We start from the raw sequence: 20,459 nt of genomic DNA, 5'->3' as shown, positions 1-20,459 counted from the left end.
CTTGTGGCTTACGGCTTGAAGTCGGCGTGAGGAATGGCCCGATCCCATAGGACCTCGAAAGCGGCGAGATTCTGCGCCACTACTGTCCGATCCCCGGTGGACTGCTCCGATGTAAGGCGACCGTCGAGGTCAAAGTGTGCGAACCTCACGGTTGCCGTGTCGAATAGCCAGAAGTCATGAGCGGGTAGCAACAAGCCGACCGCTTGACTCCGTGGCAGCCAGCGCACTTGCTCACCTGGCGTGACGTTCACCTCTTCCGTAATCGCATGCTCCCACCAGAGGTAGTCGGTGAGGGGCTCAGGCACGATGCGTAGACGCCGGAACGTCACGCCTCGGGCGACTGCCGTACGGATGGTGTTGCGCCATGCCTCGTCGCGCTCGTCGTCAGCTGGGTGTTGGGAAGTCTCCTTCCAAACGAGGAACGACGGATCGTCCAGACCGTAATGCGGCTGCATCTCCAGATGTGCGGCCGATCGCTGGATGACGGCGATCATGTCCTCGATGCGGAGCGGGCCGTGTCCTTGAAGGCCGGGCTCGTAGTCACCGGCCGCAGCTTTCGCGATAGCGGGCCACATCGACGCGGGCATCCTGAAGACACCTTCGTCGATGTCGATGTCGGCGTGCTTGGTCACCTGGGCGATGATCTCTGGGTCAGTGACGACCTTCCCGACGAAGATCCCGTCGCCGCTTTCCCGTTCGACGTGCACCGCTGGGCAGTTACCGTGCGGCGAAGTGTCGCTCATGCCGACGAAATCTAGCGACATGCTGTCCTCCTGCGCTGGGGGATTGCCGGAGATTGCCGTGAGCGTCCTCACCTTCTCTCCGGTGATGTAGGGAGTCAACGAGATTGCCCAACATTGCCACTATGCATGTGGTTGCTACCCGCGCCCCGAACAGCATCTCCCGGGTCGTCGAGCGAACAGCCAAGCGTATCCAGATGCGGTGAAGGCTCCGGTGATCTACCGGAGCCCTTGTCCTATCCCGTCATAGATTGATTGATCGAGGAGTACATGCCTGCGGGCGGGACGACTACTTCAGGATTCGATTGTCTGCCCATTTCGCGGCGTAGGCCGCCTTGTCGCAGGCGGGACTGGTGCAGATCACTTCCCACCAGTGATCCAGGTTCGTGCTCGCCAGGCCGGTGGTGTCCATGTTGCCGTAGTGCGGGTAATTGAGCTGACTGGGGACGACCTTGGTCCACTCGATCAGAAAGCTTAACGAAAGAATCCCTCTGCTGACGTTCTAGTATCTCTTCAAAGCAGCAACGTCGCCCCTACAAGTCGATCACTCTTGGGCGGGCATCGACTCGGCCGTACGTCATAATCCGTCTGAGTGCTTGCCGAAATCGTTCAATTGAGACATCATCCGAATCAAGGACGATTTCGACGTAAGGGCTCGGCAGATCAAGCGTCTCTAGAGCGTCCAAGTCTAAGGTGACTAACAACTTGTTGTCGCGGAGAGTGATCTCCTCCACCGCACCGTATGCGGTCCGCTGGTCAGCAGTGACAACGCAGTGGGTGTCCCAGGAAAGGTCGTCGCCCTGCTCATTCGGTTCAGTGCTGCATAGAAAGACAAATGCCATTCCCGTGCCGTCCCGGGCTTCCGCCACCCCAGCAGATAGACAGTCATAGTCTTGGCAGTCATCTACGCTGACTACGTGCGCCGTGAATGTTACAGTCATACGCACCAACATAACTAAGTGGATGTGGATCCTACAGGCCGCCCAGGTTCCCTATAGGTTCACAATCACTTCCGGAACGGAGATATAAGAAAAGAACTCTTCCAGGCCATGCCGTGCTTCAGCGGCAAGGGAGGTCGGTTCAAAATCCAACGATACTTTAGCGTCTATACCAAGCTGCCAAGCGCTAGCATCGTCGAGCGTAATGCTGAGAATAGAACCGTCGAAGCTAATAGACTTTATGGGCCTAGCCACCGCTTGCCCCGCCTCAGTCGCAATAAGATACGACTGAGCATCCTCAGCTTCTGCCCCAACCTTTCCGTCGAAGTACAGCCTGCGACCCGTCCCCTTTTCGCCCTCTATGAAAGTGACAACGAAAGTCCCCTCAAAAGGAACCTTCTGAGCGAACACATGCCGGACGGTCCACCTCGTAGCCATGTCGGGATAGTACTCCCTAATGTCCACGCGAGCAAGTTGGGTGGAGGTTAAGCCCTCTCCATCCCCACTCTCGGTGCTGCCTCAAGCAAGAGAATCCTTGCCCGAGGCAGCGGAGCACCTATTTACATCTGGAGCATTTTCCGCCGCCTCCATATGTGAACCCATTCCATACCGCCTTATTTCCGCGGCCGCCACCGGCTGACCAGTAGCCTCCGCCAGGGGCTCCGGGACCCGCGGACCGCCAGATGTATGTGATACTGACTCTGCCTCTCTCGTTTCTCCATCGCTCGTTCATGGCCCCCTTACAGCTAGGGCATGGCGGATATTGCCCTTCCATAACTATGTGCCACCCCGGCCTAACTGGCGTACTTCTCATAGCGCGGTTTTCCGTGTGAGTCAAAAGAGAAGTCCTGGGGAAACCCTTTGCTATCTCCTCTGGTGTGGCATTGCCGCTTCTAAGCGTAAAGCTGCTCTGGGGAACGCCCTTCTCATTGTAAACGGTAACCGTCATGATGTGCGGCGGCTTGCCTGACGAGAATTTACCTAGTCCGACTACGCCAGCACCGCCAACTAGTAGTGTTCCACCAACACCGATGCTAGAGAAATTATTGCACCATGAAGCCTGAACACGGCAGACCTCTTTAATGACCCAGGATTGTTCTGCAGTTTCATCCTCGCTTGCATGTCTGCGGCATCGCGCATCGCTTCCGCACAACTTCTGAACCGCTGCATTGACAATGCTATCCAGTTGCCCCTTGGTTGGGGCGGCGATAATAGTCCCGTTGACCAGAATTACAACTCGATAGCGAGCTGCCTCCAAAAGGTCGTTGCAGTGCTTCTTGCCCAGCTTCTGCTCGCACCGCTTCTGCGCGTTATAGTCCGCACAATACGGGTCAGTCTTCGATACCGTACAGTCGTCAGGATTTGGGCCCGCCCTGCCCCCACCTGAGGGCTTCGTGCTACCGAATCGCATAAACCACCACATACGACTCAGTTGTTTGTCACTGAGCTCAGGATTCCAAGCTCGATGAAAAGCATCTCGCTCCGCTTGACTTGCCAGCCAATAATCCTCACCAATACCTCGAGGCAGCTTTCGGCCATTCTCCATTACACCGATACGCCTGGCCTCTGCTTCATCGAAAAGCGGTGCGTACTCTACCGACTCCCATTCCGCATGTGGTTCAAATCCACCGCAGATATCCAAGCCAGCCCCGCTGCAGGCTATGGGGCCTCCGGAACCTGCCCCCCCAGGCTGTAGGCATACGCCGGCGCTGCATGGGTCTCCCCAGTAACCACCGCCGGTGTTGCCCCAGCCTGATGTGCCGCCGCTGTTCCAGGAGTTGGGGGTTTCCGTGGCGTGGCCGGTGGGGTCGATGCCGGTGAGGGGTGAGGCGTTGGCGTAGGTGTAGCGGTTGGCCTGGACCGACGGGCTGGGGTTGAGGTTGGCGGTGTCGCGGCTGGTGAAGGTGCCGGTTCCGGGTTGGTACCAGCGGGCGTGCATATTGGTTTTGCCGGTCTCGGGATCGGCGTATTCGCCCTGGTAGCCGAGGTTGGTCTTGGCGCCGGTCTGGGCGGTGATGGTGCCGAAGGGGTCGTAGGCGGTGCTGGTGGCCAGACCCGTAGTGCTGAAGGTGGCGACAAGGTCGCCGTGTAGATCGGTAAGAGTGGCTACCACCGGGCCAGTGCCTTCTTGCTGACCGAGCAGGCCGCCGAATGGGTCGCGGCCGTATCGCGCTTGGATGTCGCCACTGGTTTCACTGATCTTGGCTAGGTCGTTACCGAGACCGGAGTAGGTGAAGGTCTGCTTAGTGGTACCGCGGGTGCGGCTGGTGACGCGGTCGAGGCCGTCGTAAGTGTAAAGGCTGTCGCCGTCGGCGATGAGCCGGTCGAAGGCGTCGAAGGTCAGGTTCGTGGTCTGGCCGTTCTTGGTTTCGGTGGCCAGGGTGCCACGGGGGGTGTAGGCGTAGGTGGTGCCGTTGCCGCTGGTGAGGCGGTTGCGTTCGTCGTAGGTATAGGTCTTGTCGCCCGCTTTGGTGCGGTTGCCGGAGGCGTCCCAGGCGTAGTCGGTTTTGGCGCCGCCGGGGGCGGTCCAGGAGGTCAGGCGGCCGGCGTGGTCGTAGGTGTAGGTGTTGATACCTGCGCCAGCCGTACCTGCAGTGGTCTTGGTTGTGAGGTTGTCATCTTTGTCCCACCCATAGGTGATCTTCGCCAGCTGGGCGCCCGTGCCGTTCTTCAGCGTCTGGGATTCGAGGCGGTCAACAGCGTCGTAAGTGAAGGTCTGGGAATCCGAAGCCGCTCCGGTGTTGGTTTTGCCGGTCATGGAGGTCAGGCGGCTAGCCTTGTCGTATCCATAGGTCAGCGTCCGCCCGGTAAGGGGATCGGTGGCGGTGGCGAGCCTGTTGGCCTTGTCCCACGTGAAGTTCGCTGTGCCCGCGTCGTCAACACGCTGAATGGGGTTGCCAGCCTCGTCGTAGGTATAGGCGGTGTATGTAGTGAAACCCGTAGGGGGTTGTTCCACACCGACGAACGTCAGCAGACCGCGGTCGTTGTAGGAGAGATCCGTGTTGTTGATACGTGTGGTGCGGCCAGCCAGGTCGTACCGGAAGTAGCGATGAGCACTGGCCGCGCCCCCGCCTGAACCGCTCTCTTGGGTTAAGAATCCGAGATAGTCGAAGTGCCGGTCGATGCGCACCCCACCCGGCAGCAGCGAGGTGACGGGGTTGCCTGCCTGGTCGTAGATGCTAGTCCAGGTGCGGTCGGCAGGGTTCGGGTGTGCCGTGGTGGCCGGCTCGGTTACGGTTTCGGCCAGGCCAAGGCTGTTGTAGCTGGTCCAGGTGGCGTTGCCGCGTCCGTCGGTCAGCCGGGTACGAGCACCGGTGGCGTCGTAACCGAAGCGGGTGGTAGTCGACTCGCTCGCAGAAATCGGCTCGATCAGCGAGGTGACCCGGTTGAGGGCATCGTAGGTCTGCTTGGTGACGTGTCCCTCGGGGGAGGTGGCGCTGATCGGGTTGCCCGCCGCATCGTAGGCGGTACTGGCCGAGCGCACCATCGCGCCGCTGGCGTTCAGATCCTGGACGCCGATCTGGCGGCCAGCCAGATCGTATTCGGCCGTGGTGGCGTTGCCCTCCGGGTCGGTCGTCCTGATCAGGCGCCCAGCCAGGTCGTAGGCCATCAACGTCTTGTTCGTGGCCGGGTCAGTCTGTGTGATGACCTCACCGGCGGCGTTCACGGCGAAGCTGGTAATCCGGTCGCCCGGCGCGACCTGTCTGATGAGCCGGCCACCGTCGTTGTACTCCAACCGCGTGGTGAAGGCTGCAGGCGCAGGGCTGCGCTCCACCTGAGTGCTGGTAATGACTCGGCCCAGATCATCGTAGGTCTGCTCACTGCGGGCGCCCGTCGGGTCGATGACGGCGAGCTTCTCTCCGACGAGATCGTAATCGACCACTGTATGGGCGGACTGCTTACCTTCCGGCGCCAAGTTGTTGATACGGACCTGGTGCCCGAGCTGGTCATAATCGAAGGTGGTGGAGAAACCCTGCGGGTTCGTGGTTTTGATCAGCTGTCCGGCCGCGTCGTATGCGTACGTGGTGGTGGGCGTCATCGCCAGCCCACCGGGCGGTGTGTACGATGGTGCGACCTGGCTCATCAGACGGCCTGCTTTATCGAAGACCGAGGTGAGCGTCCGGCCTTCTGCGTCGGTCTTGTGAGTCTCGGCGCCGAAGGTGTCGTAGCCGATCTTGACAGTCGGTTTAGCCGAGGTACTGGATCCCGCTTTGTCGACCGCCACCTGCGGTCCAACGGCTTCGGCCAGGCGGCCCATCGCGTCGTAGCGCATCCTGGTGGTGAAATCGGCAGCGGTCACACCAGCGACGTTGCCTCGTGGGTCGGTGATCGCGGTGACCAGGCCGCGCTCATCGTAGGCGAGCGTGGAGATGAGGTCCTGCTCGCCGTTCTCTACCGTCTCCCGGGTTGGCAGGTTGGCCTTGTTGTAGGCGTACTCGGTGCTCTCTGCCCGTGTGCTGCCGCCACCAGTGTGGGTGGTCTTCAGAATGTTGCCGTTGGCGTCGTAGGTGAAGGCGGTCTTGCGCACGAGCTGGGCCGGGTCGAAGGTCTGCGACGTGATACGGCCGGCCGCATCGTAAACGGTCTCGGTGGTAGCGACGCCGCCACCGGTCACCAGCTTGGTGCGCTGGCCCGCCGCATCGTATGTGTGCGCTTCCAGAGTGACATCGCGAGCCGTGGCCGAGCCGTTTAGTTTCACGTCGTCGGCGATCTTCTGCCACAGCAGGTTATCAGTGAAGTAGGTGTAGGACGTCTTGCGACCCATGGCGTCGGTCCGGGTGGCTAGGCGGCCTGCGGGGTCGTACGCGAGAGACTCCAGCACCACGTCCTGAGCAGGTTGCGGGTTGACTGGGCTGCCTGTCCATCCCTTCAGCGTCCGGGCGTGAAGCTCGCCGCGCTTCGTGTAAGCGTTCTCGACTACCGTGCCACGAGCATCAGTTATGCGTACAAGCTGGCCTAGGGTGTTCCACGTCTGGCGGACCACACCCCCCTCAGCGCCGGTGATCGTCTCCACTCTGCCCTGGGCATCGTAGGTATTGACGATGGAGCGTGCGACGTCGCCGCCGGTCAGGTCGGTGACGATCTCGCTTAGCGTGTTGCCGTCCGCGTCATAGGTCCGCGTGGTCTTCTTGGTGTGAGTAACACCGGAAACCTCGTTCTTCACCCCAGGCTCGGTCAGCGTCTCGGGCCGGCCAGCAGCATCATAAGTAAAGACGGTCTTCACACCATCTGGAAAAGCTGACGATACCTGGGTGGAACTGGTCGGTCGTCCGATCGCGTCGTAGTCCAGCTTGGTGATCAGCCCTCCGGGGTCGGTCTGCTCAACCAGATCACCGGCGGCTGTGTAACGGTAGGTCCAGGAGTGGCCCCGCAGATCAGTCATGATCTTCGGCAGTCCGGCCGGGGTAGTTCCACCGCCGACGGCTGTCTCCGTGCCGTCGGTGTAGGCGACCGTGGTGGAGCGGCCGTTGGGGAAATCAGGGGTGGCTGGAGTGGTCTGCTTTATCTGCTCGCCGAAGCTGTTGTATTCGATCGAGGTGGCGTAGGTGTTGTCAGTCGCCGTTGCCGAGCGAGCGTCGCGGATCTTGATAGGGCGGTCATTGCGGGGGTCGAACTCGTCGTTGGTGTTGAGGCTGTACTCGACGCGCTGTGTTTGGCAGTTGCCCGCCGAACGACATGTTGAGACGGCTAGTGCGTTGCCGCGTTTGTCGTTGGCGCGCGTGACGGCGTTGCCGTTCGGGTCCGTGGCCTTCTCCAGGAAGCCGCCCGTGTCGTAGCCGTAGCTAGTTTTCTTGCCGAGCTGGTCTGTTATCGAGATCAGACGGTTGCCACGCCAGCTGTCGTGCTCGTATACGAGTGTGTTGCTGGCGGGATCGGTGACCGTGATCTTCTCCACGACGGACAGGTCAATGAGGTCAACAGGCCCGGGGACGGGCGCACTGATCTGCCAGGTGCCGCCGTTAGCGTCAGTATAGGTCTTGATGCGGTCATTGCCCGTGTCATAGACAGCCCGCATCTCCACTCTGCCCGAAGGACGGGCAATCTTCGTGAGCAGGTGCGGCGCGGCGGTGCGAGCGGCGTAATGGAGGGCGACCTCTTGTGCCGACAGTGGTTTGTCAAAGATGGCCACCTCGTCCAAGTAGCCGCTGTAGTTTGTGGCCGGGATCGCAGGCCAGATGTTGCTCTGAGCACCGGCTGGCGTGGTCAGCGGATTACCGTCATTGAGAACGCCAGCGCCGAGCTGTGCGGTCACTGGCCAGCCGCCCCATCCGGGGGTAGCTGTCACTGTCCCTGCCACCGTGCCGTCCACGTACATGGTCTGCTTATCACCAGCCATGGTCAGAACCACGTGATGCCACTGTCCGTCGTTGACAGCAGAAGCGCTGGTAATCGGAGTGATCGGGGAACCATCGGTTGGACGGAACTGCCCGCGCAGCTTGCCGTCTGAGCCGACATAAATCGCCGACCGCGAGTAGAAGTACTCGTCAGTTCCGCTCGTGGAGAAGATCGCGCCCTGTTGGCTGGTCTTAAACCACGTCTCGAAGGAAGCGCCAGTGCCGATTCGGGCGATCACATGTTCAGGCAGCGTGACTGACGGCTGAGGGCCAGTGACCCCGCGGCTCAGTTGAATTGCAGTATCTGTGCTGCCTTCAATCGCTCCCGGCTGGCCGAGGGTCACGTCGTTGTAGCGGCCTGAGGACCCCGCCCAGCCTGCGTCTTTAGCCTCCTCCTTGCTCGTCTCACCCAGACGCCAGTAGCTCAGCGGGTCAGAGTTCAAGACCGTGCTCGCATACTGCGACCCAGTGGTGTAGTCATACGCAGTGCAGTTAGGCGCCTTCTGAGGAGAACAGACCTGCGTGAGCTTGTCACCGTCGTAGATATAGGTCCACTTCAGCGGCGTCCCATTCACCGGGGCAGTCATCACCTCGGTGACATGCTTGCCGGTCCAAGTGAACGTCAGCCTCCGGTCGCCAAGACCGGTCACCTTCTCCAGAGTCCCGGCAGCGCTGTAGGTGAGCGTTAGGGCACGGCCACGCAGGTCGGTGATCTTGGTCAGGCGGCCCTGGCCGTCGAAGTGATAGGAGGTGGACGCCTTGTCCATAAGCCGCCAGCCGCCATCGGAGACATTGGCCAGCGTCGCGTGCATCCCCGGAGGTGGCTGGAAGGTGCCGTCCCCGCTGGCCGCGAACCGCACCTGCTTACCGTTGGCCAAGGTCACCAGCAGTGTCACACCGTCAGGATGATTTTCCGTCACGATCCGCATGTCCCAGGCCGTCGACCAGCCAGCACCGAACATGCCGCCGCGATGCGGATCCATGCTGTTGTAGGAGCGCACCACTCCCAGCGGGAGCCCAGCATTCGCCACCAATGCGTCGGTCACGCTCGTCGTGTAGTTGCCCGTCGCGGTCTCGAACGCCGCTCCTGTCGAGGATGTGGACAGTTGTGAGGTAATCACGGGCTGGCGCACGCCGGTGGTGAACGTTCCGGTCCAGCCTGCGGTCTTGGAGTTGCTGGTGTCGGTGACGATGACCCGCCACCAGTACTGCTTACTCCAGACCAGCTTGCCAGCCGGCACCTGCCAGGTGTTCACATCATTGCCCAGCGTGGGTGCGGACGCGCACCCCTTGCTCAGTGCCTCGTCCTCACAGACGGTGAAGGCGTAACTGAGTGCGTAGAAGCCAGCATTGCTGCGCGCGAGCGCCCGCAGTGTCGGTGTTCGTGTGCCCACCAACATCCCACCCGGCGGGGACACTGCGTGCAGCGTCGGCGCCGGCGGCTCCGGCTGCGGATCCGGTGGGCACGACCCGGAGTCGTACCACGTGCCCCAGTCATTATCACTTCCCGGGGCGACCAAGGACGATGCGCCGTCGCTCCTTGCCGTCCAGATCCGCCATTCACGGACCCGGTTCTGATAAGTGACCTGAGCACCGCCTGGATAGTTCCGCGGTTCCCAAATCGGATAGCCGGTACAGGGTTCGCTCGCCACCCCGGACATCGCAGTCGTTGTGCTGGAACGTTCCTCAGACCGCAGCGCCTTCTTCGGCCGCCCCATCTCGGGGTCGACCTCTGCAGCCACCCGCTGCGTGACAGTGGTCTCCACCAGTGACGGCAGCGACTTTGCAGAACCCATTTGCTGCCGAGGCGTGTCAACCGAATTTGCCGCTACCGTGGACGTCTGGCCTGCGGTGGCCACGGCCGGCATCACAGTCATTCCCAGCAGCCCTGGCGTCACCGCAAGTATTAAGCTCGCGGCCAGCGACTTGCGTGTATGCCGAAAGAAGACACGCGAAAATGGACGCACGTGCTATTCACACTCCGAACCGACGAGGGACGTCCCCGCACAGGACGTCAGACGTTCTCCGCTCCATCCGGCACGCAGCAGATCCATCGGCCCGGAGGCTCAGAACACACAACCAAACGGGCAAAGCGTAACTTTCGAACGACCACTCTGCAAGATCGCCCCTGACATCATCCAGGTACATAGCGTGATATTTTCGGTTCAGTGAACTGATACATACGCCAGGTCCAGCAGGACACGCACCAATAAGTCGAGCAAGACCGCATCCGTTGTATCGGCGCTTGTCGGTCCACTCGCTCCCTCGGCATAGGACCAGCAGGAAGTACTCCCAAAATCGCGCCCGTCAGGCGAAGTCGAGATGTACCCACCCGCGAGTGAACCATGGTTACCGCGTGGTGATGGTGGTACTGATACAGGGCTCGGCACGAGCCAAACAGGCCGCCCGACCTCATCAAGGGCGGGGCGGCCCCTTGCGTTCCAGCAGGGGATTCACACTTACCGATCTCATGCCCAACAAACTGAGCATCCCCGAAGTAGCGCCAGGCTCGGGCTCGGCTCGCTGGCTCGTACAGGTCGTTGCTCAGCGCGCCTTGTAGGTCACGAGCGATATCAGCGCACCTCGATGAACGTACCTGGGTCGACGTCCGTGAGCTCCTCGGCTGTGATGACGAATCCCCTTCCCAGCTCGAACATCCGCTCCTGCGAATGGTCGAGGCGATCAAGACCGCACTGGACGCCTAGACCGTCACCGTTCCCGGGACCACCGCAGACGTGACCGTCCTGCCGCACCTGGCCCGCTCCTGCTATCAGTCCACAACCAGCGCAAACAGATCGCGGCATAGGTCGAGGGGATGCTCGATCCGCGCCTTCTCACCGAGGTTCTGATCTCGATGCTCGGCTTCGAGATCAGAACCGCCTCCCGTGTCCTTCTGAAGATCGGCGACATCACTGCCTTCCCCACCCGCGGACATCTGGCCGCCTATGCCGGCCTCGCCCCCGTCACACGCCGCTCCGGCTCCGCCATCCGAGGTGAACACCCAACCAAAGGCGGCAACAAAGCCTTGAACCGCGCCATCTTCCTGGCCACGTTTGCCTCCCTCGCCGACCCGCTGAGCAGGGCCTACTACGACCAGAAGAGAGCCGAGGCCAAAGGCACAACGCCGCCCTCATCTGCCTCGCCCGCCGCTCAGGCGGCCGGATGGACCCCCGTGAGACGATCACCCACATGAACGAGTTCACCCCAGACCTGATCGCCGCCGCCATCCAGGACCGCGGACCAATCTGGGAAGCAGCAGGCATCCACTGGCTACTCACCACCGGGCCACGACCGACAAGCCCGCAGTCTGGGCCACCTGCGAGAACACCCACAACCTCGCCCAGCTCACCATCTGGACCAGCGGAGAAGCCGAACTCGATCTCGGCCACCCCACCGGCGGCGCCACCACGAGCACCCGCTACAACCTCGCCACGCAAGAGGACCTCGCTACGTGCCTCGACGACCTCACCAGCCTGCTCAACCAGCGCCCCGCTGCTTGACAAACTCCATAGGGACACCCCCGGCATGGCCAGAGCGGGCTCAAAGTTGTTAGGCCGCAGCCAGTCTGGGCGGGGACGGGCTGGAAGCACCGTCCACTCATGCATGTCGAGCAGGTTGAGGTCGACGGGAGGGTTGTCGCCGAATGCGTCGAGCATGTGCTTGGGGGGCGTGGTTCTCCGTAAGATGTTTAATGGCGAGCGATCCTAGCCAACCAAACCCTCCTCAAGTCGATGCAGAGTCGGCGGCGTTCTCCGTAGTTTCCGACTCCCTGCGAACCCTGACATTCTCGTGGACGGCGCTCAGGTGACCTCCTGGGGCCAGCGGCTTCGTCGTAAATCCGCAGTCCCGGTCGTAGTCGATGTCTAGGCCCCGCTCGACCTGACTGAGCAACCAGCGCAAGGCGGTGTTCAGCTTCACCTCGGGTACATCAGCGAACTGTACATAACGGGACAGATTACGTAGGTTCGTCGCCTCCCGACTGTGTTGGTGCTCCGTTGCGATGATCCACGGGAGGAAGGATTTGTGACTCACATTCCCGCCCTGGAACCCCTCGCGCTCGGCCGCTTGTTGTACACCGCCGACCGTCATGCCGTACTTCTTCGCGATCACCGCGTACGGCAGGCCCGCGTTGAAGTCGAGTCGGATCTCTTCTGGGTGTGCCTTGTAGTTCGCCACTTCGCCCCTCCCTTATCGGATCTGTGCCCGCTAGCGTATCGGCGGGCCGCCGCTGCCAGCATGGCCGCCACCTCGCCACTTTCTGGGGAGGTTTCATTTTCAAGATAGACCCTCTTTCACCCAGACAAACGCATGCGTTTTCGAGCGGATTTTTCCTCTCGCCTTTGAGTCACACCTTTCCTGAGATGTACTACAAGCACTCGCCAGTCACTTCTCGGCAACTGCGAGCCATTCCACTTCACATTGGCCACTGTCTTATAGCCTCTGGCGCGAGACGCCCAGAAAACCGGGCTGGATACGTTGCATAAGACGTGTTTAACGGTGGGCGGGGGTCGCATTTGTCAAGAGGGCTGAGAAGTTCATGGTTTCCTACAAAATCCATGCGCGTACACATGCCGCCACGATGCACCAAAGGGTTCGGCGTACCTGTGCGCACTTGCTGGCTTAATGCTGACCGCTGACAGAATTGCTGCTTTGACCTGCATAGACGTGGACGCGTGGAGATGGTTACATCTCCTAGCCTTTCAGGCCGAGGCGCTGACCTGCACGAACGCAAGGCGCGAAGGAATGACATCGCGAGCCTCTTTCGGAGGTCGCCGAGGTGGCCAAGTTGGCGCTTTTCCACGATTTGTAGGGTTCAGAGCTTGACTTTAGGCCACTGCGTCCCGCCATTTTCAAGGCCCGTGGCGGTATGTCCTGACAAACTGAGGTGCCGCCATGTGGTGGACTTGCTACGCACGGACACATCAATTATCAGTGAGCACCATTTACCGATAGCTACACATATTCAAAAATGGCTCGGAAGAATGGGCCAGATAATCGCGCTGAATAATCGTGAGCTGCGCCGTACCGGCGACGTGGGCGGGCCGGTCGAGTCCGTGGGCATGCTGTGGGGCATCGTGTCGGCAACGGAGTGCGCTGAGCCTGGCGCGATTTCGGGCCGTCAGCAGGGCCCGGACATGCGGAAGCCCCCGGCGATGCCGGGGGCCTGGGGTTGGGTGCTAGGCGCTGAGGGTCTTGTTCACGAGGTCCTCGGCGCGCTTGACCGCGATCTCGGCGGACCCCTCGGGCCTTTTCCCGCGCATCCCGCGCACGCAGTTGGAGCCGTTCCAGACGGACCAGACCCAGCCGTCGCCGTCCTTGTCGGGGAAGACCTCGCCCCAGATGTAGCCGTCGTCGGGGGGCGTAGTAGGCGACCAGGAAGGCGAGGCCGTGGTTGGGGTGGAGTCGCCAGACCTCGCGGCTCTCGGTGGCGGCGGTCAGTTCGGCGTCCTGCATGGTGAAGTCGTACATGGGTGGTCCTTCGGTTGTTGGTGGTTACTCGTAGGCCAGGTGCTCGAAGCACTCGCGGGCCGTGCGGCGGTTGGGGAAGTAGCGCGTCCTGTGGGGTTCAGGGCTTGCGCCGAAGTGGGAGCGCTGGACGAACCAGCGGCCCGCTCCCCCGGCGAGGGTGAAGGTCACCGTTCCGGCCCCTTGGATGTCGCGGTCTCCCTGGTCGTAGTGGCGGACCCTTGCGCCCTTGCGGTCTTTGGGGATGTCGGGCTTCCAGGCCAGGGCGTCGGGGAGGTAGCTCATGGCGGCGAAGGGATTGCCGGGCGGTACGGCTAGGCGTCTATGTCGGCTTGCCAGAGCTGGCCGATCTTCTCGGCGATCTCGCGCTGGGTGGCGGTGAGGGCGTTCTCGTCGTCCTCCAGGCCGTAGGTCTCGACGAGTTCGCCCAGCGTGCGGAGCGCAGTCTCTACGTCGTCGCCGAGCAAGGCGGCGAGGTCGGGCCGGTGCCGGTGCCAGAGGTGGCCCACCCTGCGGGCGACGTCGAGCTGGCGGTTGCTGAAGACGTCGTGCCCGTCCTCGATGCCGTAGGTGTGGACGTAGGCACCGAGGGCGCGCAGGGCGATGGCGATCTCTTCGGCGGCGAGTTGCTCGGTGAGCGTGGCCGGAGCGGCGAGGGGCGGGACGCTCAGGGTGAGGATGGAGACGATCACGTCGGCGTCGAAGGGGTAAGAGAGGCCGATCCTGGGGTGTTCGTCGTTGGTGTGGACGACGCTTGACCAGCCCTCGAACTTCTCGATGACCTCGAGCACCAGGATGTAGTCAGCGCAGCACTCGTGGATCAGGTGGCCGGGCTTGAGGTCGCGGGCCTTGATCGTGACGTGCGGCAGGGTGCGGGGTGCGCTGGGCGCTTCTTCGTCGTCAGTGGCGGGGGCGAAGTTGGCAGGCGGGTCGACCAGCTCGAAGCCCTCGGCGTAGGCGGTGGCCTGCTCGGTGAACACGTCGTGCATGGCGGCCATGTCGGCGACGTAGTCGGCCATGGGGTCAGCGCTATTGGCCGCGTTCTCCAGTTGCTGGAGCTTCTCGATCCAGGCGCTTCCGTCGTCGGTGATCTGGGCGGCGTCGAGGGTCTGGACGCGGTGGCCTCGGCGGGTAGTGGTCTCGGCCGTGATCGGCGTGACCAGACCTCGACGGACGAGCGCGGAGAGGGTGGCGGCGGTGGCGTGCTGGCCGGGCTCGCCGAGCTGGGGGCCGCCCCGATAGATGATGCCGGGCTTGCCCTGTTGCCGGGTCTCGTGGGCGTAGGTCAGTGCGCGGAGCATGGCGGGGGTGATGTAGGCGGTCATGGTGGGGGCTCCTTCAGGTGGTTGGTTGGTGGCGGTGCGGGCCCGGTGGTGAGTCGGGCCTGGTGGGTTAGTCGTCGACGGGCTCGGGCGGCGCGGTGGCGATGACGCGAGCGCAGAGGGCGCAGGTGAAGTCGGGCTCGCCGGGCTCCATGTCGAGGGTCCAGGGGTAGACCTCGCCGATCTCGGCGTCGTCGTTGTCGTACGGCGGGAAGCAAGCGGGGCAGAGGTGGCCGATGGGCTCGACTCGGTAGGCAAGTGCCTCAGCGGCGGGCCTGCGGCTGATCTGTGGGTACACGGCGGGCGGCCTCGGGTTGGTGGTGGTGTCGGCCCGGTGGTGAGGCGGGCTCTGAGGGGTTGCTCAGGCGGCGGTGGTGAGCCGGTGGAGGGGGGTGAGGCGCTCAGCTCGTGTTCGCGGTCGTAGAAGGCGAGACGGGCCCGCTTGGCTGCTGTCTCGGGGTCGTGCCAGCCGTAGTAGGCGACCACGTCGGCGGGGCCCTGCGGGGTGAGGGTGTAGACGGCGAACATGGTGCGACCAGTGGGTGTGCGGTGCTCGGCCAGGACAGCAGCACCGGACGCGGCGGGGGTGGCTGCAATGACGTCGTACAGGTGGGCGTCGAAGCCAACCGGGCGGAGGTTGACCATGTCGCCGGGGACTGGCGGGTTGACGGGGCAGGCGGGGGCCTCGATCTCCCAGCCGAAGTAGTCGACGGCGAGGGGGTGCGCGAGGGTGGGCAGCTCGTCAGAAGGGAGGCCAGCGGCGACATGAGTCTCCCAGCCTGCGATGGCGATCTCGGCCCAGCGCTTGGCGTAGAAGTCGCTCCAGAGGATGTGGCCGGGGTAGGGCTGCCCGTCATCACTCATGGTCTGGTCGGCGTTCTCCATTGCGCCGCTGATCGCGTGCCAGGCGTCGGTATTGCCCTCGGTCTGGAAGACGTGGGCGGCGAAGCGGATCAGCGCGTCAGGCGTGAGGTGAGCGGCCTCGTCGGGCAGGCCCAGGGCGCGGACTTCGGCGAGCTTGGCGGCCTCGGCCTCGGCCTTGCGGACCTCGCGCCAGTTGGACTCGTACACGTTGCCCACGGCCAGGATGCGGTGCCCCCCGGCGGTGACCGCGATGCTGCGCACGCCGAAGGTGTATCCCTCGGCCTGGGTGTAGCGCTCGATCTCCTCGGCCCGCTCCCAGACCACGCGCTCGGCGTGGGTGCCGAACAGGCTCACCTGGGTGCCGGTGCGCTCCTTGATGCGCTCGCCGTATGCGGTGCACCGCCGGTAGACGCCTTCGACCTTGAAGTCCCGGCCCTGGACCAGGCCGATAGAGCGGAGGGCGCGGGCGATGGCGATGGTGGGGGTCTTGGCGGGGGCGATCTTGCGGGCCATCTGGGGGTCCTTCCGGGGTTGCTGTCGGGCGGAGCCTCAGCATATCTCGTAAAGCGCTACATGTATTAGCGCTTTCGCGCATGCCGACGGGCTGTGACCAAAACGCAACAAGCCCCGGCTGTCAGGCCGGGGCTTGTCGTGGCGTCAGAGCAGGTCAGGCCAGGTAGGGCGGGCGTCGAGCGCCGCCGTTGAGAAAGTCGTCCATGGTGCCGTGCACGCGCTCCAGGCCATCGAGGACCTCGGCGAGCTGCTCCGGTGTCAGGCGCGGCCAGCGCAGCCCGATCAGGGCGACCAGGGCCGCACGCTCAGACTGCACAACCCTGCCCCACTCGTCCCGCAACCACTTCAGGTGCGCAGCCTCGGTGGAGAACTTACGAAGCTCGCTCGTCGCCTCGTAGAAGCTGGTGGCCTGATTGGTCAGCAGGGTGTCGAGGACGGCGGGCGCGAACGGGACTGCGCACTCGTCCGGGTAGGGGATGCCGTCGTCGTCTCCGGTGATCAGCACCGGGTCCCGGCGGCTGGAGATGCACGTCAGGAGGATCCTGGGGTCGTGCCCTGGGGCGGGCTGGTCGTCGTACTCGATCCCTTCCGCCAGGATCGCACGGAGGAGCTCCAGGGCTTGGGCGGGCGGGGTTGAGTCGGGGACGTGGTAGGTCACGACGGCCAGGGCGTCGATGGTGTGAGTGCCCATGGTGATCTTCCTTCGGGGTGGTGGTTGGTGGTGGTGGTGGTGCGGGCCCGTTGGTGATGCGGGCCTGGTGGTGGGTCTAGCGGGCGAGTACGGCTTCCTGCGTCATGCAGTGCCCACAGGTGCAGTCGACAGGGTCGAGGTCCCAGGCGCTGGCATAGCCGGTGACGCTGTCAGCACCGAGTACGTGGGCCAGGGCGTCGGGGTCAACGGAGAGGATGCGCACATGGCCGGGCCCGGTGCGGTCCACGTAGACCTGGGCTGACGGGGTGTCGGTGTTGGTGCGCGGGCCCGTCTCTTCTTCTTCCTCGCTGCGGTATTCGATGTCCGCGCAGGTGCCGCATTTGCCGTCGTAGCCGTCTCCGTCGACCGGCTCGCCGCATTCGCACAGGATGGTGTCGCACTCGCTGCACACCGCCCCCTCGTCGTCCCAGTCCGCTCCGCAGTTGGGGCAAGGGGGAGGCCCGACGGGCTCGATGTCCCAAACGGTGAGTCCCTCCAGGGGCTGGCCGCTGATGTCGTAGGCGAGCACGTTGCCGTTCGCGAACACGTCGCGGACCTCGAAGTCGTCCACGATCTGGGTCCGGTCTCGCAGGGTGTAGCGGGTGGTCGAGGGGACCAGCCAGTCGGTGCGCGGTCCCTGTTCGATCTCGTCGGCGTTCCGGCTGGACTCCTCGGCCCGGGCCTGCTCGGCCAGGTATTCGGGCGAGGGGGTCCAGATCCACGGCTCGGGGCGCAGCTTGGTGGTGGGCACGGTGAGCTCCACGCCGTCGTGGTCGATGCGGGCAATAGCCGCCGGGGTGTCGTCTTCTAGGGCGGCCTGGACGTCGATCACGTCGACTGGCACAGTCAGGTCTGGGTTGTGATCAGGGTGGAAGGTGATCCCCTTCATGCCCGCCGTGATCGGGGTGGCCACCAGAACGATGGTGCGGCGGAGTGTTCCGGTCTCGCGGGTTCCGCCGTAGGTGATCGTGTAGGTCTGGCCGGGCTCGTGTTCGATCAGCCGGGCGTCGTTGTAGCGGGCCAGCACCTCGAAGGCGTCGGCCACGGTGACGACGCGGTTGATGTACCCCCAGGTCTGGCAGGAGACCCAGCGGCGCTCTTTCTTGTCCCACGCGTAGTGGTGCAGGTGGGTGATGGCGTCGCGGATCTCAGCGAGTTTGGCCATGCGGTTGCGGGCGATCGTCAGCATGGGCGGATTCCTTCGGTGGCGGTGTTTGGTGGCAGTCCTGGCGGACTCCCCGGCGGGCCGGGCCCGGCTGGGTCCGGCCTGCGGAGGGCTCGTCAGAGCTTGATGGGGTCGTGCTGGTGGGTGTCGCAGGCCCAAACTGGGGGCCATGCCCCGTCGTTGAGCCGAACGGTTCCCTGGCCTTTGCACACGCGGCAGCGGCGCGGCGAGCAGTAGTCGGACTCGCCGTTGCGGTTGACGGTGTAGGACACCGGCTTGGGTCCGCCGGAGGTCGAAGCGGTGCCCTGGATCTTCCAGCGCGTCCCGTGTGCCGCGCTGGCATCCATCACGCACGAGGTGACGACGACCGGGCCGAGTGTGGTCCCCCGGTCGAAGTACATGCCTGAGAGGGTGTCGCCCGGCTGGTAGGGCGGGCGGGGGTCGTGGCGCATGACGGCTTCCTTCGGTGGTGGGTGGTGGAGGTGGCGGGCCCGCTGGTGAGGCGGGCCTGTTGCGGTCTAACGGGAGGTCAGCGGGTCGCCCTTGTAGTCGACGGCGTCGAGCCGATCTGCCGGCAATTCGTGGAAGGCAGCCAGAGCCTGGAGGGCGTGGTTGCGCCCCTTGACCGGCATCGATTCGGCGACCTCGCCCTGGGGGCCGTAGTGAAGGCTGTAGCGGCGGCCTCCGTGGTGCTCCAGTACGGCGGTGAAGTCAGGCCCCAGGATGCGGAAACAGCCCTGACCGCGCAGTTCCAGGAACGTCAGCGGGATGCGGACGTCTTGCCCGTCGAGGTACCTCACGTAGTGGGTGAGGCCGACCACGGCCCGGTAGACGGCGGAGGTGAAGCGCTCGCGGTAGGTGCGCCACATCGCGTCTTTCGTGTGCCAGATGACGAAGCGGGGCGTGCGCTGCGTGTCGGTGGTCTCGATGGCGAAGACGGCGAACCTCGTCTTGTGGGGGCTGTCACGTCGTGCCCCCTTGGCGACACAGACCCTCCACGTGGAGTCCTTCGCATCCCCCCACATGACGATCTCGGCCTTGATGGTTGCGCGGGCGGTGTACGGGAGGGTGATGGTTTCGCCGACCGCTGGGAGGGGCGCGGGTGCCTGGGTGTCCATGAAGCGGGTTTCCTTCGGAGGGGCTGGTTGGTTGGTGGTGGAGCCATCAAAGCATGTGCGAAAGCTGTAATACAAGTCCAGCTTTACGAGAATCTTGCAACGAGTCCGAGAGCGTGGCACACAGGGGCGTCACACGGGGATGCTCGGCGCGATGGCCGCCAACATCGCCGAGCCCCCCACGCGAGCAGGCTTACACGCGACACCTGGACGAGGACGACGAGCCCAATCCTCTCGCGCAGCATCTCGTAAAGCTTAACTTGCATTACAGCTTTCACTCATGCTTAGCTTCTGCCACACCACCGACTACCGAAGGAGTTGGACATGGCGTTGCGCTGGTATCGCTACCTACCGAGCAGCGAGCTGTTCGCGCAGATCCGCGTCGAGTTCAAGCCCAACACCCACGACCTCCTGGGGATGCTCGCCCTGTACGCCCACAAGGAGGCCGACGGCTACGACCCAGAGTCGATCTCCGCCTGCCCTCGCCCCACCCAGGCAGGGTTCGAGTCCTGGATGCGTGAGGAGTACCGGCAGTACGGCGTCGACATCTCGTGGACCTGGCACGAGCACAGCGATGCGGATGGGGTCGAAGCGGCCAGGCAGTGGGCTCTGGGGACCGCGCTCAAGTTCTGGCCGAAGTTCGCCGAAGACTTCCGCAAGGCGTCCGCGTGAAATCCGGCGGGCCGATCTACCACGGTTGCGATCTCGCCTGCTTGGCAGCGTGGCTCGCCCGGTTACCGGGCAACAGGTCCAGCCAGCTCCGAGAGGTCCGACCAAGACAGGAATGCGCAATGAAGATCAGCCTCACCATCACCGTGGACGCCTCGCCTGAGGGCGTCCGGCAGTGGGCCACCGCCTACGGCGTGGAGCCGACAGGTGCAGTCGTTCGCGAGGACATCCGCCGGTACATCGGCAACCAGATCGCCTCGCACTTCGCGTACAACCCCGAATACCCCGCGATCAGCGCCGACTGGCGATAGGCGCGCGCGACCCCGACGACTCCCCCACCACAAAGCGAGCACCGCGTGAACCTCTTCGCCAGCACCGACCAAGCGGTCCGCCAGGCAGCAGCCGAGGAGATCATCGCCGAGCGCCTGGTCGAACTGACCCAGGTAGAGCTCGCGCTGGCTGCCGAAGCAGACGGCTGGCTCCGCAAGGGCCTACGCAACCGGGTGAAGGGTCTCAAGAACAACATCACCTCGTGGCAGGACTACATCGCCGAGGACTGCCCGCGCGAGGTCCGGGCGACCACCAGGCCCGGCGACCGCTGCTGACCGGCAGCGACCACCACCAAACACCACCACCAACCA

15 protein-coding genes and 1 pseudogene are annotated in these 20,459 nt (G+C 63.6%); 4 read left to right on the top strand and 12 right to left on the bottom strand.

Annotated elements, in window-relative coordinates; genetic code table 11:
* Nucleotides 1-8: 8 nt before the first annotated feature.
* The 5 genes from FVE25_RS16710 to FVE25_RS16695 form a co-directional block, all read right to left on the bottom strand.
* Complete coding sequence (locus tag FVE25_RS16710) at nucleotides 9-764, bottom strand: DUF6879 family protein (RefSeq protein WP_157247877.1); 756 nt, start codon at nucleotides 762-764, stop codon at nucleotides 9-11.
* Nucleotides 765-1,029: 265 nt separating this feature from the next.
* A complete protein-coding gene (locus tag FVE25_RS56285) occupies nucleotides 1,030-1,152 on the bottom strand; it encodes a hypothetical protein (protein WP_281367856.1) in 123 nt (40 codons plus the stop codon).
* 121 nt (nucleotides 1,153-1,273) lie between these two features.
* Entirely contained in the window at nucleotides 1,274-1,681 is a 408-nt protein-coding gene (locus FVE25_RS16705) for an Imm10 family immunity protein (RefSeq protein WP_157247876.1), read from the bottom strand.
* A gap of 51 nt (nucleotides 1,682-1,732) precedes the next feature.
* Nucleotides 1,733-2,143 carry a hypothetical protein gene (locus tag FVE25_RS16700; protein ID WP_157247875.1) on the bottom strand — a complete coding sequence of 137 codons (411 nt, stop codon included), beginning with the start codon at nucleotides 2,141-2,143 and terminating at the stop codon, nucleotides 1,733-1,735.
* 91 nt (nucleotides 2,144-2,234) lie between these two features.
* Entirely contained in the window at nucleotides 2,235-9,911 is a 7,677-nt protein-coding gene (locus tag FVE25_RS16695; RefSeq protein WP_157247874.1) for an RHS repeat-associated core domain-containing protein, read from the bottom strand.
* Nucleotides 9,912-10,718: 807 nt separating this feature from the next.
* On the opposite strand from FVE25_RS16695, the pseudogene FVE25_RS16690 reads away from it, so the two are divergent.
* Nucleotides 10,719-11,163 (top strand): annotated as a pseudogene (locus FVE25_RS16690) (transposase); the annotation flags it as partial.
* A gap of 573 nt (nucleotides 11,164-11,736) precedes the next feature.
* Here FVE25_RS16690 and FVE25_RS16685 read toward each other — a convergent pair.
* From FVE25_RS16685 to FVE25_RS16655, 7 genes are all read right to left on the bottom strand, one after another.
* Complete coding sequence (locus FVE25_RS16685; RefSeq protein WP_157247872.1) at nucleotides 11,737-12,189, bottom strand: hypothetical protein; 453 nt, start codon at nucleotides 12,187-12,189, stop codon at nucleotides 11,737-11,739.
* A gap of 1,317 nt (nucleotides 12,190-13,506) precedes the next feature.
* Nucleotides 13,507-13,764 carry a hypothetical protein gene (locus FVE25_RS16680; RefSeq protein ID WP_157247871.1) on the bottom strand — a complete coding sequence of 86 codons (258 nt, stop codon included), beginning with the start codon at nucleotides 13,762-13,764 and terminating at the stop codon, nucleotides 13,507-13,509.
* 29 nt (nucleotides 13,765-13,793) lie between these two features.
* Nucleotides 13,794-16,178: a hypothetical protein gene (locus FVE25_RS16675; protein WP_157247870.1), complete on the bottom strand. Its 2,385-nt coding sequence runs from the start codon at nucleotides 16,176-16,178 to the stop codon at nucleotides 13,794-13,796.
* A gap of 154 nt (nucleotides 16,179-16,332) precedes the next feature.
* A complete protein-coding gene (locus FVE25_RS16670; RefSeq protein WP_157247869.1) occupies nucleotides 16,333-16,869 on the bottom strand; it encodes a hypothetical protein in 537 nt (178 codons plus the stop codon).
* Nucleotides 16,870-16,945: 76 nt separating this feature from the next.
* Nucleotides 16,946-18,058 carry a hypothetical protein gene (locus FVE25_RS16665; RefSeq protein ID WP_157247868.1) on the bottom strand — a complete coding sequence of 371 codons (1,113 nt, stop codon included), beginning with the start codon at nucleotides 18,056-18,058 and terminating at the stop codon, nucleotides 16,946-16,948.
* 92 nt (nucleotides 18,059-18,150) lie between these two features.
* Nucleotides 18,151-18,486, bottom strand: a complete 336-nt coding sequence (locus FVE25_RS16660; protein ID WP_157247867.1) for a hypothetical protein — start codon at nucleotides 18,484-18,486, stop codon at nucleotides 18,151-18,153.
* Between the two features lie 66 nt (nucleotides 18,487-18,552).
* Entirely contained in the window at nucleotides 18,553-19,152 is a 600-nt protein-coding gene (locus tag FVE25_RS16655) for a hypothetical protein (protein WP_157247866.1), read from the bottom strand.
* Between the two features lie 321 nt (nucleotides 19,153-19,473).
* On the opposite strand from FVE25_RS16655, the gene FVE25_RS16650 reads away from it, so the two are divergent.
* The 3 genes from FVE25_RS16650 to FVE25_RS16640 all read left to right on the top strand — a co-directional run bounded on the left by FVE25_RS16650 (nucleotide 19,474) and on the right by FVE25_RS16640 (nucleotide 20,423).
* Nucleotides 19,474-19,821, top strand: a complete 348-nt coding sequence (locus FVE25_RS16650; protein WP_157247865.1) for a hypothetical protein — start codon at nucleotides 19,474-19,476, stop codon at nucleotides 19,819-19,821.
* 119 nt (nucleotides 19,822-19,940) lie between these two features.
* A complete protein-coding gene (locus tag FVE25_RS16645) occupies nucleotides 19,941-20,129 on the top strand; it encodes a hypothetical protein (RefSeq protein WP_157247864.1) in 189 nt (62 codons plus the stop codon).
* A gap of 45 nt (nucleotides 20,130-20,174) precedes the next feature.
* Nucleotides 20,175-20,423, top strand: coding sequence for a hypothetical protein (locus FVE25_RS16640; RefSeq protein ID WP_157247863.1), 249 nt, complete (start codon nucleotides 20,175-20,177; stop codon nucleotides 20,421-20,423).
* Nucleotides 20,424-20,459: the final 36 nt, after the last annotated feature.

Origin of the sequence: Nonomuraea typhae, from assembly GCF_009760925.1 — a bacterium.
In the GTDB taxonomy this organism is placed as follows: Bacteria; Actinomycetota; Actinomycetes; order Streptosporangiales; family Streptosporangiaceae; genus Nonomuraea; species Nonomuraea typhae.
The sequence above is the reverse complement of the archived record's forward strand: the minus strand, read 5'-3'. Positions and strand labels throughout refer to the sequence as shown.